The organism is Deltaproteobacteria bacterium, from assembly GCA_013151235.1.
In the GTDB taxonomy this organism is placed as follows: domain Bacteria; phylum CG2-30-53-67; class CG2-30-53-67; order CG2-30-53-67; family CG2-30-53-67; genus JAADIO01.
The window spans coordinates 72,115-85,658 of the sequence record JAADIO010000002.1 but is presented as its reverse complement, the minus strand read 5'-3'; the positions used below and the strand labels follow the sequence as shown (position 1 = coordinate 85,658).

13 protein-coding genes and 1 riboswitch are annotated in these 13,544 nt (G+C 55.3%); of the genes, 6 read left to right on the top strand and 7 right to left on the bottom strand.

Going from position 1 to position 13,544, the window contains the following annotated elements; genetic code table 11:
* The first annotated feature begins 3 nt into the window (after positions 1-3).
* From rpsR to GXP58_00560, 5 genes are all read left to right on the top strand, one after another.
* A complete protein-coding gene (gene rpsR / locus GXP58_00580; GenBank protein NOY52097.1) occupies positions 4-258 on the top strand; it encodes a 30S ribosomal protein S18 in 255 nt (84 codons plus the stop codon).
* 75 nt (positions 259-333) lie between these two features.
* Positions 334-1,593, top strand: a complete 1,260-nt coding sequence (gene murA / locus GXP58_00575; protein ID NOY52096.1) for a UDP-N-acetylglucosamine 1-carboxyvinyltransferase — start codon at positions 334-336, stop codon at positions 1,591-1,593.
* Position 1,594: 1 nt separating this feature from the next.
* Complete coding sequence (locus GXP58_00570; GenBank protein NOY52095.1) at positions 1,595-2,395, top strand: 4-hydroxy-tetrahydrodipicolinate reductase; 801 nt, start codon at positions 1,595-1,597, stop codon at positions 2,393-2,395.
* Between the two features lie 24 nt (positions 2,396-2,419).
* The gene (locus GXP58_00565) at positions 2,420-3,592 is read left to right on the top strand and encodes an LL-diaminopimelate aminotransferase (protein ID NOY52094.1); all 1,173 of its coding nucleotides are present in this window, start codon (positions 2,420-2,422) and stop codon (positions 3,590-3,592) included.
* 370 nt (positions 3,593-3,962) lie between these two features.
* Positions 3,963-5,501, top strand: a complete 1,539-nt coding sequence (locus tag GXP58_00560; GenBank protein NOY52093.1) for a DUF4388 domain-containing protein — start codon at positions 3,963-3,965, stop codon at positions 5,499-5,501.
* 4 nt (positions 5,502-5,505) lie between these two features.
* Here GXP58_00560 and GXP58_00555 read toward each other — a convergent pair whose 3' ends face one another.
* The 4 genes from GXP58_00555 to GXP58_00540 form a co-directional block, all read right to left on the bottom strand.
* Positions 5,506-6,030, bottom strand: a complete 525-nt coding sequence (locus GXP58_00555; GenBank protein NOY52092.1) for a class I SAM-dependent methyltransferase — start codon at positions 6,028-6,030, stop codon at positions 5,506-5,508.
* 142 nt (positions 6,031-6,172) lie between these two features.
* On the bottom strand, positions 6,173-6,682 hold the full coding sequence (locus tag GXP58_00550) for a polymer-forming cytoskeletal protein (protein ID NOY52091.1): 510 nt from the start codon (positions 6,680-6,682) through the stop codon (positions 6,173-6,175).
* Positions 6,683-6,756: 74 nt separating this feature from the next.
* Entirely contained in the window at positions 6,757-8,772 is a 2,016-nt protein-coding gene (locus GXP58_00545) for a glycogen debranching protein (GenBank protein NOY52090.1), read from the bottom strand.
* Between the two features lie 59 nt (positions 8,773-8,831).
* Entirely contained in the window at positions 8,832-9,704 is an 873-nt protein-coding gene (locus GXP58_00540) for a DUF547 domain-containing protein (GenBank protein ID NOY52089.1), read from the bottom strand.
* Positions 9,705-9,979: 275 nt separating this feature from the next.
* A riboswitch (cyclic di-GMP riboswitch) is annotated at positions 9,980-10,056 on the top strand.
* Positions 10,057-10,195: 139 nt separating this feature from the next.
* Between GXP58_00540 and GXP58_00535 the strand changes: the two genes are divergently transcribed.
* Complete coding sequence (locus GXP58_00535; GenBank protein NOY52088.1) at positions 10,196-11,269, top strand: response regulator; 1,074 nt, start codon at positions 10,196-10,198, stop codon at positions 11,267-11,269.
* A gap of 65 nt (positions 11,270-11,334) precedes the next feature.
* On the opposite strand, the gene GXP58_00530 is transcribed toward GXP58_00535, so the two are convergent.
* The 3 genes from GXP58_00530 to GXP58_00520 form a co-directional block, all read right to left on the bottom strand.
* Entirely contained in the window at positions 11,335-11,928 is a 594-nt protein-coding gene (locus GXP58_00530; GenBank protein ID NOY52087.1) for a gliding-motility protein MglA, read from the bottom strand.
* Between the two features lie 25 nt (positions 11,929-11,953).
* Positions 11,954-12,454, bottom strand: a complete 501-nt coding sequence (locus tag GXP58_00525) for a roadblock/LC7 domain-containing protein (GenBank protein ID NOY52086.1) — start codon at positions 12,452-12,454, stop codon at positions 11,954-11,956.
* A gap of 133 nt (positions 12,455-12,587) precedes the next feature.
* The gene (locus GXP58_00520; protein ID NOY52085.1) at positions 12,588-13,532 is read right to left on the bottom strand and encodes a pyruvate ferredoxin oxidoreductase; all 945 of its coding nucleotides are present in this window, start codon (positions 13,530-13,532) and stop codon (positions 12,588-12,590) included.
* Positions 13,533-13,544 lie beyond the last annotated feature (12 nt).

The following is a 13,544-nucleotide window of genomic DNA, read 5'->3' as shown; positions in this document are numbered from 1 at the left end:
AACATGAGACCGCGAGATCGAAAAAAAGGCAGAAAAAAGAAGAAAGTATTTTTCCGGAAAAAGATCTGTCGTTTCTGTGAAAACAAGATCGAGGTGATCGACTACAAGGATATCAAGCTCCTGCGTAATTTCGTCACCGAACGGGGCAAGATCATTCCCCGCAGGATCTCCGGGAATTGCGCTCCTCATCAGCGGAGGGTCACGACCGCCATCAAACAGGCGCGGAATATAGCACTGCTTCCCTTTGCCGAGGCCTGAGCACTCTCGTAAAAGATCCCCGGTCCTGCTCCAGGCGTCCCCTTCGGACAGGACCGGACCGGAGGGGAAGAACGGATGGAACGAATCATCATTGAGGGTGGGATTCCGTTGCAGGGTACGGTGCGTATCAGCGGCGCCAAGAATGCCGCTCTTCCGATCCTGGCCGCGTCCCTCCTTTCGCAGGAACTTTGCTCCCTTTCCAACGTGCCGGATCTTCGAGATGTCACAACCATGGAGCGGCTTCTCAAAGGACTCGGTGTCGAAATCGACAAGACCCCTTCCGGCACCTGGCGCCTCGACCCGACGAAGATTACCGGATTTGAAGCCCCCTACGAGGTGGTCCGAACCATGCGGGCTTCCGTGCTGGTCCTGGGTCCCCTGATCGCCCGGTTCGGGCGGGCCGATGTCTCCCTTCCGGGGGGGTGCGCCATCGGCGCCCGACCGATCAACCTCCACCTCATGGGACTGGAAAAACTCGGTGCCAGCCTCCGCATCGAAAAGGGGTATGTCTGCGCATCGAGTAAACGATTAGAGGGCACACGGATCTATCTCGATCTCCCCACCGTTACGGGAACGATGAACCTGATGATGGCCGCAACCCTGGCCCGGGGGACGACGCTGATTGAAAATGCCGCCTGTGAACCGGAGGTCCGGGAACTGGCCGATGCCCTCGGTTCCATGGGTGCCCGGATCGAGGGTGCCGGAACCGACCGGATTGAAATCGAAGGGGTCGAAACCCTCGGCGGAATGGATTACAGCGTCATGCCCGACCGGATCGAGGCGGGGACGTTTCTCACGGCCGGCGCCATCACCGGAGGGAATGTCACCCTTTCCGGTTGTCGTCCGGCACACCTGGAGGCAGTGACGGAGAAGCTGCTGGAAACGGGCGTCATGATGGAGGTCGGCCCGGATGAGCTTCGGGTTCTGCCTTCGGGACGGCTCCGGGCGGTCGACGTAAAAACCGGCGGGTATCCCGCCTTCGCCACGGATATGCAGGCCCAGTTCATGGCCCTCATGACCCTGGCGGAAGGAACAAGCGTTATTACCGAGTCGGTTTTCGAGAACCGTTTCATGCATGTCGCGGAACTGCGGCGCATGGGCGCCGACATCAAGGTCCAGGGGAACAGCGCCATCGTGCGGGGCGTACACCGATTGAACGGGGCTCCCGTCATGGCCACCGATCTTCGGGCCAGCGCTTCACTCATCCTTGCGGGACTCGCCGCGCAAGGTCGGACGATCATTTCCCGGGTCTACCATTTAGACCGGGGATACGAAAGAATGGAAGAAAAATTCCAAGGCTTGGGCGCCGCAATCCGGCGGGAAAAGGAGTCCTGAGATGATTCATGCCGTTGTGACGGGAGCGACCGGACGAATGGGACAACGGATCATCCGGCTGTTGCAGGACGAGGAAGGGATCCGTCTTTCCGGCGCACTGGAGCGTACGGATCATCCCGATGCCGGCAAGGACATCGGGGAACTGATCGGTATCGGGACCCAGGGCATCCCGCTGTCCACAAACGTCGAGGATCTTCTTTCCGGCTGTGATGTATTCATCGACTTCACCCTGCCCGAAGCTACCCTTCCTTTGTTTCGCAAGGTGAGCCGGGCCGGAATCTCCATGGTGATCGGGACCACGGGATTTTCAGACGACCAAATCGCTCTCTTCCGGGACGCCGCAGCAAAGACCCCTCACCTGCTGGCTCCGAACATGAGCGTGGGTGTCAATCTCCTCTTCAAGATCCTCCCTGAAATCGCCGCGGCCCTCGGACCGGACTACGATGTGGAAATTCTCGAAGCCCATCACCGTTTCAAAAAAGACGCCCCTTCCGGTACGGCCGTGAAGTTGGCGGAGGTCATCGCAAAGGCCCTCCACCGGAATCCTGAAACCGCCTGTGTCCATGGACGTCACGGGCTGGCGGGGGCGCGGACGAAAGAGGAGATCGGCATGCACGCTGTCCGGGGAGGCGACATCGTCGGAGACCACAGGGTCATGTTCTGCGGCATCGGCGAACGGGTTGAAATCGTGCATTCGGCCTCCAGCCGGGATACCTTCGCCCGGGGCGCCGTCCGGGCGGCCAAATGGATCGTCGGAAAACCGGCGGGACTCTATTCCATGCTGGATGTACTGGAAATGTAGCATGGCTCACAACAAGGAGAAACTGTGACGGAAAGGCAATTTCAGATCGCGAATCGGCTGAAGGGACTCCCTCCCTATCTCTTTGCGGAACTCGACCGGCTCAAGCAGGCCGAGATTGACAAGGGGGTTGACGTAATCCCGCTCGGGATCGGGGACCCCGATCAGCCCACACCGCAGAATATTCTCGATGCCATGCATCGGGCCATCGACCGTCCCGAAAACCATCAGTATCCCTCTTATCAGGGGATGTCTTCTTTCCGGGAGGCCGTGGCGGGATGGTATGCCCGCCGGTTCAACGTCTCCCTCGATCCCGCCTGTGAAATCCTCTCGCTCATCGGATCCAAGGAGGGGATCGGTCACATCCCGTTTGCCTTCATCAACCCCGGAGATGTCGTTCTCGTTCCAGAGCCGGGGTATCCCGTCTACGAGATCGCGACCCTCCTGGCCGGAGGGGAACCCTACCGGATGCCGCTGTTGCGGGAGAACGGTTTCCTTCCCGATCTCGATCGGATCCCCTCTGAAATTACCGAACGGGCGCGGCTCCTCTTTCTCAACTATCCCAACAATCCAACCGCCGCCGTAGCCTCAAGATCTTTTTTCGAAAAGGTGGTCCGTTTCGCCCGGGAACGGGAGATCATCGTCTGTCACGATGCGGCCTATACGGAAATGTATTATGACGGGAAAAGACCTCTCGGCTTTCTCGAAGTGGAGGGCGCAAAAGATGTCGGCGTCGAGTTTCATTCCCTCTCCAAGACCTACAATATGACGGGCTGGCGGATCGGTTTCGTCTGCGGCGCCGCCCCGGTCATTGCCGGCCTCGGGAAGATCAAGACCAATCTCGACTCCGGAATCTTCCAGGCCGTCCAGGAAGCCGGGATCGAGGCCCTCGGCGGGGACCAGTCCGCTGTGGAAGGGATGCGGAACCTCTATCAGGAGCGGCGGGACACTCTCATCGCCGGGTTGCGGCAGTCGGGCCTGACCTGTGATCCGCCGACAGCGACCTTCTATCTGTGGCTCCCCGTTCCTTCGGGACACAACTCCACCTCCTTTACAAAGCTCCTCCTTGAAAAGGCCGGGGTCGCCGTCACGCCCGGCAACGGGTTCGGTCCTTCCGGGGAAGGGTATGTCCGCTTTGCATTGACGGTCTCAAAGGAACGGCTGGCGGAAGCGGCGGAGAGAATTCGTAAGATCCTGTAAGAGAATCATCCCCTTCATAATCGTATGTCCTCCTCCGAGGGGGGGTCCCCCTTTATCGGAATTCCATTTATTGGCAGAATCGCCAACCTGTTATATAATTATAATAATACTGCAAGAAGTACCTCTTGGATAAACAATCAGGTTTAGACGCGCAAGCAAAGATGATGAAGTCGTAAAAAGTCCGTTCGACCCTTCGACCCTTCGACCAGCTCAGGACAGGCGTGCTCAGGGCGAACCATTGATATTCCGTTCGTGTGGTTCGACCGGCTCACCATGCTCGGTAGCCTGTCGAACCATGAACGGAATCCGAAAAACGACTTTTTACGACACCATCAAAGATGATGGGTCCCGATTTCAAGTGAGGTGACGGATGGGGTTTGGTCCTGAAGCACAGGTAAGCGAACGGGAGGCTCTGCTCTGGGGGAATATTCACCATTTCTATTTTCCGAAATTACTGGTCTACCTGGAGGCCGCAAAAAAAACCGGGGTCTTGACGGTAACCTGTAACCGGGTGATTAAGCGGATCTTTCTGCAAAATGGCGTACCAACGGCCGCCAGATCAAACCTGAAGTCGGAATTGTTCGGTGAGTTTCTGATCGCCCGCCGGGTGATCTCCCGGGAAGAGCAGGAAAAGACCCTGCTGGCACAGCGGGGAACAAAAAACAGTTTCGGGGCGGTTCTCCTCCGGGAAGAGATAATTACGGCACAGGATCTCTTTGCTTATGCCCGGCGTCAGTTCCTGACCATTCTTTTCAGTCTCTTCGGCTTGCAGAAAGGGGGGTTCCGTTTTGACGAACGGTCTCTGCCGCAGAATTTATACTGTTACAAGGTCTCCTTCTCGAATATGCTGCTGTTCGGGATCCGGCAGATTCCGAACAGTGAAACCCTTGGAAGAATGATCGGTGATCTCTCTCAGTCTCCCGTTCCCACAGACCGTTTCATGGAATATGAGAAACTCAACTTTACGGCGGAAGAACTTTCCGTCATTCGGCGGATTGACGGGGTCCGTTCCATTGAAGCGATTGTGGAGAGTACCGGCCTGGAACGCGCCACGACCCTGCGCACCCTGCTCGTTCTTTTCTGTCACAGTCTGGTTAAATTTCCTTTCCGGAAGGACCGGAAGGAGGAAGAAGAAGACGTCGTCGATCTGACGGCATCGGCCCGGAGTTCCCTGGGAATGACCTCCTATGATTCGACAGACGAAAAGGAAGAGCAAGCGGTTGCCGGAAACGACTTTCTCGTCTCGCCGGAGGGAATTCATGCCTCGGACACGACGGAACCGGCGCAGGATCAACTTCCCCCGACCACGGAGAAAATGATCATGGAGGAAGCCATCCCCCCCAGGCCGGTCAATGCCCCGGAAGAGAAGGCAAAAAAGGGCATGGATGGAGAGGCTTCCGGAGAAGAGGAAGCCGTTGAGGCTCCAGAGACCCCGGAGAATAGAAGCCATACCGGTTTGATTTATCTCTTTCTAACGGTTCTGGCCGTCTGCATCGGGATCTTTTTCCTGTCACCCGGGCGGGTACAGTTCATGGATCGTCTTTTGAGACCTTCGCCGATCGCGGCACAGCAGGAGCAGAATTCTCCGCCCACCCGGGCGTCACGGATGGCCGCATGGACCCGGCGTTTGCAGAACACTCCTCCTTCGGAATACACCATTCAGGTGGAAGTCGGGGAAAATCTTGCCCTCCTGGCACAGGACATGAACCGGCTTCCGTCCGGCCTGGATGCCATGCTCGTCCCCTATCAAGAGGGGAAGAGGAAGGCCTATGCGCTTCTTGTCGGGGTTTTTGAAAACCGATCCGAGGGACAGGTAATCCTACAGCAGCTTCCTCCCGCCATCCGGGCCGATCGTCCCTTGATCAAGACGATGGCAACGATTCAGAAGGGGCTGACACCCTCGCGATAACCCTCTATCGTTTGCGAAAAAGATATTCCCTGTACCCGCTCTTGTGGTGAAAGGATTTGTCGATATCAAACGCGGAGAAAATCCGCATGATCTCCCGGTTTGCATACCGATGCCCTTGAGCCCCCATTCCCGAAACGGCTTCGTGCAGGACCTGCCCGCTGTCTGTGAGTTTGTGACGGAAGATCGTTCGTGGAATCCGATCATCACGGCTGTAAAAGAGGGCCAGGAGTCCCCCCGAAGGTTTCAGAAGAGCATGCAGGCGTTCAGCCATTCGGGGAGAATCGTCGGGGTGCAGAAAATCAAAGATGTCCCAGCAGAAAACCCCCTCGAAAGCCGCCGTGGAGTAATTTAAGAGTTGCGGCAAAGCGGAGAGCCGCCGTCCCGCTTCACAGTAGTTCTGCAGAAAATCTTCCACAAAGATCTTGAATCCTTTTTTCCCGAAGAAGTTGATATTGGAACTGCACGGGGCGCCCAGGTCAAGGAGCGCGGGACGTGTGCCTTCATGCAGGATTGTACAGAACCGTTCCACTGTACGCAACGGGGTCTGAAGGGGACCTTTCGGTGCCGTTGAAGTTGTGCAATGCCGGACTTTTGATACAGGAAACCAGCTCATTCCAGGGGACGGACATGTAATGGCACATCAGCGTGCCGGGATCTACCGGAGACCCCGGTCAGGAGGCTTCCGCCTTTGTTTTCAGGTTTTCGATGGCAAGCGCGGCTGTATTCTCTTTTCCCTTGCTCTCCTGCTTCGGAGAACCCGACCCCGCAGAGGAGGCCCGTGTTTCCATGTCGATGCTGCCCCGGAAGCGGGCTCCGTCTTCGATAATGACGCGGGGAGCGACAATGTCACCCGTCAGCATTCCTGTCTTCTTGATTTCCACAAGACTTTCCGCATGGACATCTCCCTGTACCGTTCCCATAATGGTGATGTTCTTGGCAAAGATCTCCGCTTCAATGGTTCCGTTCGATCCGATCGTGACATTATGGTCCTGGAGCCGAATATGTCCTTCCACTTTTCCTTCAATCGCCATGTCTTCATTTCCGGTCAGTTCTCCCTTGATAAAGATTGACTGGCCGATGAAGACCGACTTGGCGGATAAACCCGTATCGGAGGAAGGGGTGCGGGGGATGGGGATGCTTCCCGATTCGGATTTCCGGAAGATTTCTTTACGCTCAAACATGGGGACACCTCCTGAAATATGGTGATCTTGACGGTGGGACCAGCGTATCGAATGACACGGTTATATTGATCAGTCTAACTCAAAACCGAGGGGGACGCAACAGAACTTTTTTTCATCCCCTTCCCCCCGAAGACATCTTGAAGAGAGAGATAGCTCCGCAGAAGTTCCGCCACGCTCCAGGCCTGGGCGATGCAGCCCCCCGGATGGTAGGGGGGATCACCGTCGAAGACTTCACCGATCGTTCCGACTCCGTAAACCGAAAGTTGCCCGATCAACGGGTTGAGCCAGGAAGAATTCAGCTCCTCCGGACAATACCGGAGAAAGGCATCAGTTAAGGGACCCATCCACCAGGGCCAGACCGTTCCCTGGTGGTAGGCGCTGTCCCGTTCCCAGGGGCTCCCTTCGTAATGCTTCCGGTAAGCGGAATCCTCGGGATCAAGACTGCGCAGTCCGAACGGGGTAAGCAGCCGTCGGCGTACCGCCTTCAGGATGCCCCTCCCCCGCTCCTGCCCGATCAGAGGAGGAGCCAATGCCAGGGCCGTAATCTGGTTCGGCCGAAAGGACGCATCGGGTCCGTTGTCGGTATCAATCACGTCATAGAGATAGCCCCCCTCGGCATACCAGAAACGTCGGGCAAAATTACGGCGAACCTCTTCCGCGAGCCAACCATAGTCTCTTGAAATTCCAAGACCGTCCGACCAGGCCGCCATACGTTGCAGTGCATGATGCCAGAGGGCATTGATCTCGACCGCCTTCCCCTGACGGGGGGTAACGACCCAATCTTCCAGTTTCGCGTCCATCCAGGTTACGGGAAGACCCGGCACTCCGGCATGGAGTAGCTTGTCGCCGGCATCCATGGCAATCCCGTAACGAGTTCCCTGACGGTAGGCTGCTACGATCTTTTCCATAACCGGAAAAAGTTCCTTCAACAAGTCCCCGTCCCGTGTTGCACAAAGATACCGGTCGACGGCAATCAGAAAATGGAGCGAAGCGTCCGCTGCCCGGTAGTCCGCTTCTCCGGTCCCCTCCAAAGTCCGGTTGGGAACCAGTCCGTCCTGTATTCTCCGGGCCGTGACCCGGAGAATCGCCCGGGCATCCCGGTGACGTCCGGTACAGAGGGCCAGTCCCTGCAAACTGATCAGCGTCTCCCGGCCCCCGTCGGCAAACCAGGGATAACCGGCAATCACGGTACTTCGATGAGATCGGCTCCGAACGAAAAACTGGTCAGCGGCCAGCGTCAGTAACTCGGTGACCTCGTCTCGCACGGGCAGGGAAAGGAGAAGGTCCCGTCTCCGTTGGAGTTCCTTTTCCCGCAGGAGGTGTGCGGACTGCGGGTCACTCTCCCCGGCGGTAATGACAAGGGCAATCGGATGGTTGTTGGTAAGAGGCAGAACGAACTCACCCGGGCTGAAAAGATCCTCCACATCTTCCAGGCCGCGCTCCCGTTCCCGGGGGTAATGAAAATCCCGGTACCAGTAGGATGGACCGGCAAAGGTCCCCCGGTGATGGTAAAAGGTCAGTGTCGGCATTCCCGGATAGGGATGAATCGAAACCTTGCCGGTTCCCATGATGACGGTATTGTCCAGAACCGGGTTTTCGCGGGTCAGGGCATGAGCATCGCGGAAGGCAATGAGCGGACGGACATGGAGCCTCCCCGCTCTCCCCGGACTCAGCATCGTGTAGAGAATAACCACGGTCTCCTGGCCGTAGGGGAGGAAAATTTCCTTTTTGATCCGTACTCCCTCCAGATCGTAATGAAAGGTCGGAAAGGGATAACGGTCGAAACCGTCGAGCAGCAGATGTCCGCCGGGATGGATCGTCTCCCGGTATTGATTGCTGCTCAGGTTGTATCGAATGCCGCGGGTAATGAGAAAGTCTTCCAGTTTGGAGAGGAGGACGTAACGGGAGAACCCCTCGCCGCCGGCAACGAGAAGGCCGTGATAACGGCGGGTGTTTGCACCGACCACCGTGGAGGAAGCATAACCGCCCAGCCCGTTCGTTTCAATCCATTCCAGTGCGGTTGACCGGGAAAAATCGCTCAGAACCTCCCGGCCGAAATGGATTTGTGATTGGATCAATGGTTCCGTCAAGGGATCGTCCCTTTTCGACGATGGTGGTTTCCGTAATCGGGCAAATTAAGAAAGAGTCATTATGGACGGCCATTCAGGGACCAGTCATATTTCATATAATGTATCCGGAACGGTTCCGCTGTCAACGATTTCCTGATCCGCTCCGGAAGGTATTCCCACACGAAATTCAGAGCATTTCTCTGTTTTGCCGGCAGAGCTCTGAAGAGGCGGTGTCTTTCCGTGTAACCCCGGAAGTCTTCCCCGAACCAGGAGAAAATTTGTGACAGGGAGAGTGTCCGCGTGGCAGGGTCCCAGTGAAGTCCATGGTCGGTATCGTCAAGATAGATCCTCACCTGCCGGTTGAGCATGACCTCCAGGTTCTCCCCGGTATAGGGTTGAGCAGGGAGGGGGGGACACCCCAGGGAGGCACAGACCAAGGCAAAGTGGACTCTCGGTTCCCGGAAGAGAGGACGAAGGATTTGATGCTCAATCCGGTTCAGGGAGAGCCGTTCTCCCGCTGTGCGGTATTCCTTCCGGTCCCAGACCCGGCTGATCTGACGAATACTGATCCTTGGGTAAAGGAAGTTCCATCCCTTCGGCGGATAATGATCAACAACCGCCTTGACGGTGAAAAGATTGTAGGCGTTGATCCAGTGGGCGAGCTGTTGTTCCCTGGACCATTTATCATATACCCGGCGGGTAATTCGGGAAAACTCCTTCAGGCTCTGCTGAAGAAGTGCAGGGTGAGCTTCGATCCCATCGTAGTCGACACGACCTTCATGCACAAACCCGGCCAACAGTTTTCCCCAGGCCTCATTCGGCAGAGGGATTGCCCCGGCGGATTTGATCGCCATACAGAATAACAGAAGGAGGACCAACAGCATAATCCAGGCTGGACGACTGTTCCTGAGTACGAGAGCTTCCATCCGTCCTTCCCGGGTTCTGAAATCCATCTCTTCACCTCTTCGACTGAACTTTTTCTCCATTCATATCTCAGAAAACGATCCGCTACAACTCAAAAAAAACCATTGAATTTGCAAGATTCCTCCCCAGAATAATGACAAACCTGCGATTTCCGGCGTGATTCATCTATCTCATTGATTTCGTTTATAAAATTATTTATAAAATGCCGATCTTTCTGCTTTGTGGGACCTCCGAAGGCGACAGAAACCCGGCATTAATTTAATTGTCCAGCCGCATCAAATAAGCTATACTTAAAATATCATTATAACGAAAATGGCTAACCGGTTTCCGAAAGGACGGGGCGCAAAGTCGACAACCTTAAATGGTTGGTCGATTGCCGAAAATAAGTGATGCAAACACCTCCGATAATTTCATTCCATTCATTTCTCATCCATCCGAAAGATCTCTTTCGTATCATCAGGTTTCCGGTGAATTCGATTCACTCCCGTGTTTCGATCCGAATAGCAATGGAGAGACCGCTATGATCGATTATACCCGCATTCTCGTCATTGACTCCGATACCCGTGCACGGAGCCGCATCCGGGAGATCATGTCCGCCTATCCCTATTCTCTGGAAGAAGCCTCTGACGGGGTAGAAGGTCTGCAGAAGTTGATTCGCTTCCAGCCGGACCTGGTGCTGGCCGCCACCGAGCTGCCGCGAATGGATGGTCTCCACCTCTGTCGGCAGTTACGAATGATTCCGTCCATGCAGGAGATCCCGTTGATCCTGATGGCTGCAGAGCAGAAAGACCTCTGTACCCTGGAGGGTTTGCAGTCGGGAGCGGACGATTTGATCGCAAAACCGGTGGAAAGGCTCGATCTGCTGGCCCGGGTGGAACGGCAATTGGAGTTGTGGGAACGGTTCGCCCGGTTGAGCAGTGAAAGGGAAGGACTCTACCTGATCCAGGAGATGATCCACTCCCTCTATGCGAAAGAAACGGTTCATGACATGCTCTTTACGCTGGTACTGAATGTGGCTGAAATTATGGGGGTCGACCGATGTTCTTTTGTCCGCGTTTATGAAGACCGGAAGACCGGTATTGTCGAAGCTTCCAGTGACAACCCGGCGCTACAGCACCTTAAGATCGATCTGCAAAGGTATCCGGAGATGATTGAGGTCTTAAACAGCCGGGAGATGTTGGTAATCCCCGATGTTGGAACGGAGCCGATCATGGTCTTCGTTCGGCGGTATCTCAAAGAGACACCTTATCGGTCGCTGGTTCTTGTCCCGGTGCTTGCCGAAGATGAAAGCGTCGGGACACTCCTGCTCTGTTCCGCCCGGAGCAACACCCCCTTCACGGAGCAGGAGATCTGGTTTCTGGAAACCCTTGTAACCGCTGCACGACCGGTCATCGAACATCTCCTGCGTAATGAAAACAACCGGGGGGATTTCCAGGTCCATGAAGAGGAAGAGGTGGACTGGGCTTTTGCCGGGGCCGATAATACCCAGGCAATGATGGAAGAGGTCTTTCGTATCAAAGGGGGAATCGACCGGCTGAAGAAACTCCGGGAAAAACTGCACCGACAGAATATTTCAAGGTTATCGAGAAAATGACAAGCACCTTAACCGTTCAAAAAAAGCGGGCGTAATGCACGCCGGTTTTGCCCTGGGATTTTTTTTCAGTTCCCTCCGCCGTTTTTCAACTGCATGAGGACCTGCTTCGCCACAGCCTTGAGGGTCTCAAAAACTCCGCTTCCACCGGGAGCAACCGCCTCAAACCACGGAACCTGCATCGGGTTCAGGGCCTTCTGCAGTTCCTCCACGGTGGCGACATTGTCCAGGTCCCGCTTATTGAACTGAACCACATAGGGGATTTTGGCCAAGTCATACCCCTGCTCCATGAGGTTTTCTTTCAGGTTCTCAACGCTTTCCATATTGGCATCCATCCGCTCCAGTTGCGAGTCGGCCACAAAAACCACGCCGTCGACCCCTTTCAAGATCAGCTTCCGGCTGGCATCGTAGAAGACCTGCCCCGGAACGGTATAGAGATGAAAGCGGGTCTTGAACCCCCGGATCGTCCCAAGAGCCAGCGGGAGAAAATCGAAGAAGAGGGTCCGTTCCGTTTCCGTGGCAAGGGAAATCATCTTCCCCTTGGCCTCGGGATTGGTCTTGTCGTAGATATACTGGATGTTCGTGGTCTTGCCGCCCAGGCCCGGACCGTAGTAAACAATCTTGCAGTTGATCTCTCGGGAGGAATAGTTGATGAAAGACATGCTTACCCTCTAATCGTTGGTTTGCTTACCCGAAAAGCCGGTCTATATCTTCATCGGTAATTTCTTCCAACGGTGAGCCGAGGCCGTCCGCGTCCTGTCCCTCTTTCTCTTTCTTCTGCTGGACCTCTTCAAAAATACGGGCCAGGGTCTCCGAGCTTTTTTTGACCCGGAGACGGACAATGCCAAGGGAAGAACGCTGGTCGAAAATGATCACGAGAATCACCCGTTTGGCGATAATAGAGATGTGAATATTGTCCCGCTCCCCCTCATGAAAGAGAATGGAAAACTCTTTTTCCCCAATGAGTTTTGCCATCCCTCCCGTGGCGGCGATATTCCCCGCCGTCAGAGAAGCAAGCGACGTGGTATCGAGGTCTTCCTTGTCCCCACAGGAAGCGATCAACTGGCCGTCCCGGTCCACCAGAAAAATAAGGTTGGAGTTTGTCTGTTGACGAAGTCTGGCGATCTCTTCTTCTATCCTGACAACATCCTCTTCGTAAAGGACCAGGTTGGTGTTTTGTGCAGCCATGGTGAACCTCTTGAATGGACCCTCTTTCAAGAAGGGCTCGTAAGATTGGGGCGGATCGGCGAAATTGCTAATATATTATATATAACATGGAGTTAGATAAATTACAATCATTTAATTTCCCCTCTCTTTTCCTCTACTCTTTCACGGGCTGATCCGCCTCATGGCGGGCCAGAAGTTTTTCCCAGTCGTGGTCGATCCTTTTTTGCATTTTTTCGATGATCCATCCGTTTTCCGGCTTGAAGAGATGTTTGAAACGCCCCTGGACCTTCAGCCACTCTTCGATCGGTTTTTTCTCCTTCGGTTTAAAGGTAATCTTCACCTTCCCCTCTTCGACTTCATACAGGGGCCAGAAACAAGTATCGACGGCAAGCTGGGATTCCCGGATCGCTCCATCCAGGGCGGAACGCCATCCCCGGTTGCAGGGGGAAACAATGTTCAGAAAACAGGGACCTTCCGTGGCCAGGGCCTTGCGAACCTTCTTCATCAGATCCATCGGTTTGGAGGGACTTGCCTGGGCCAGGTAGGGGATATTGTGGGCCTCCACGATCTTCGTCAGGTTCTTCCGGTGCTGCATCTTGCCGGGCACCACCTTACCGGCGGGGCTGGTCGTCGTCGCAGCGCCGATCGGGGTCGAACTCGACCGCTGAATCCCGGTGTTCATGTAGGCCCCGTTGTCGTAACAAATATAGGTAAAATCATGACCCCGCTCCAGTGCTCCCGAAAGAGACTGGAAACCGATGTCGTAGGTCCCCCCGTCACCGCCGAAGGCGATAAACTTGATTTTCTCTTTGATCTTTCCCTGTTTTTTGAGGGATTGATACATGGCCTCAACACCGGACGCCGTGGCGGCGGAATTTTCAAAGGCTGAATGGAAAAAGGGGACCTTCCAGGCAGTGTAGGGGAAGATGGTCGTGGCCACTTCGAGACACCCGGTGGCGCTCGTCACGACCACGGGGTCCTCGGCGGCCAAGAGGATCTGGCGGACGATAATGGAAGCGCCGCACCCGGCACAGAGTCTGTGCCCTCCGCTTAAGAGTTCCTCCTGTTTGGAAAGTTCCTTGAGTGTCAGTTTGGACATGATAGACTCCTT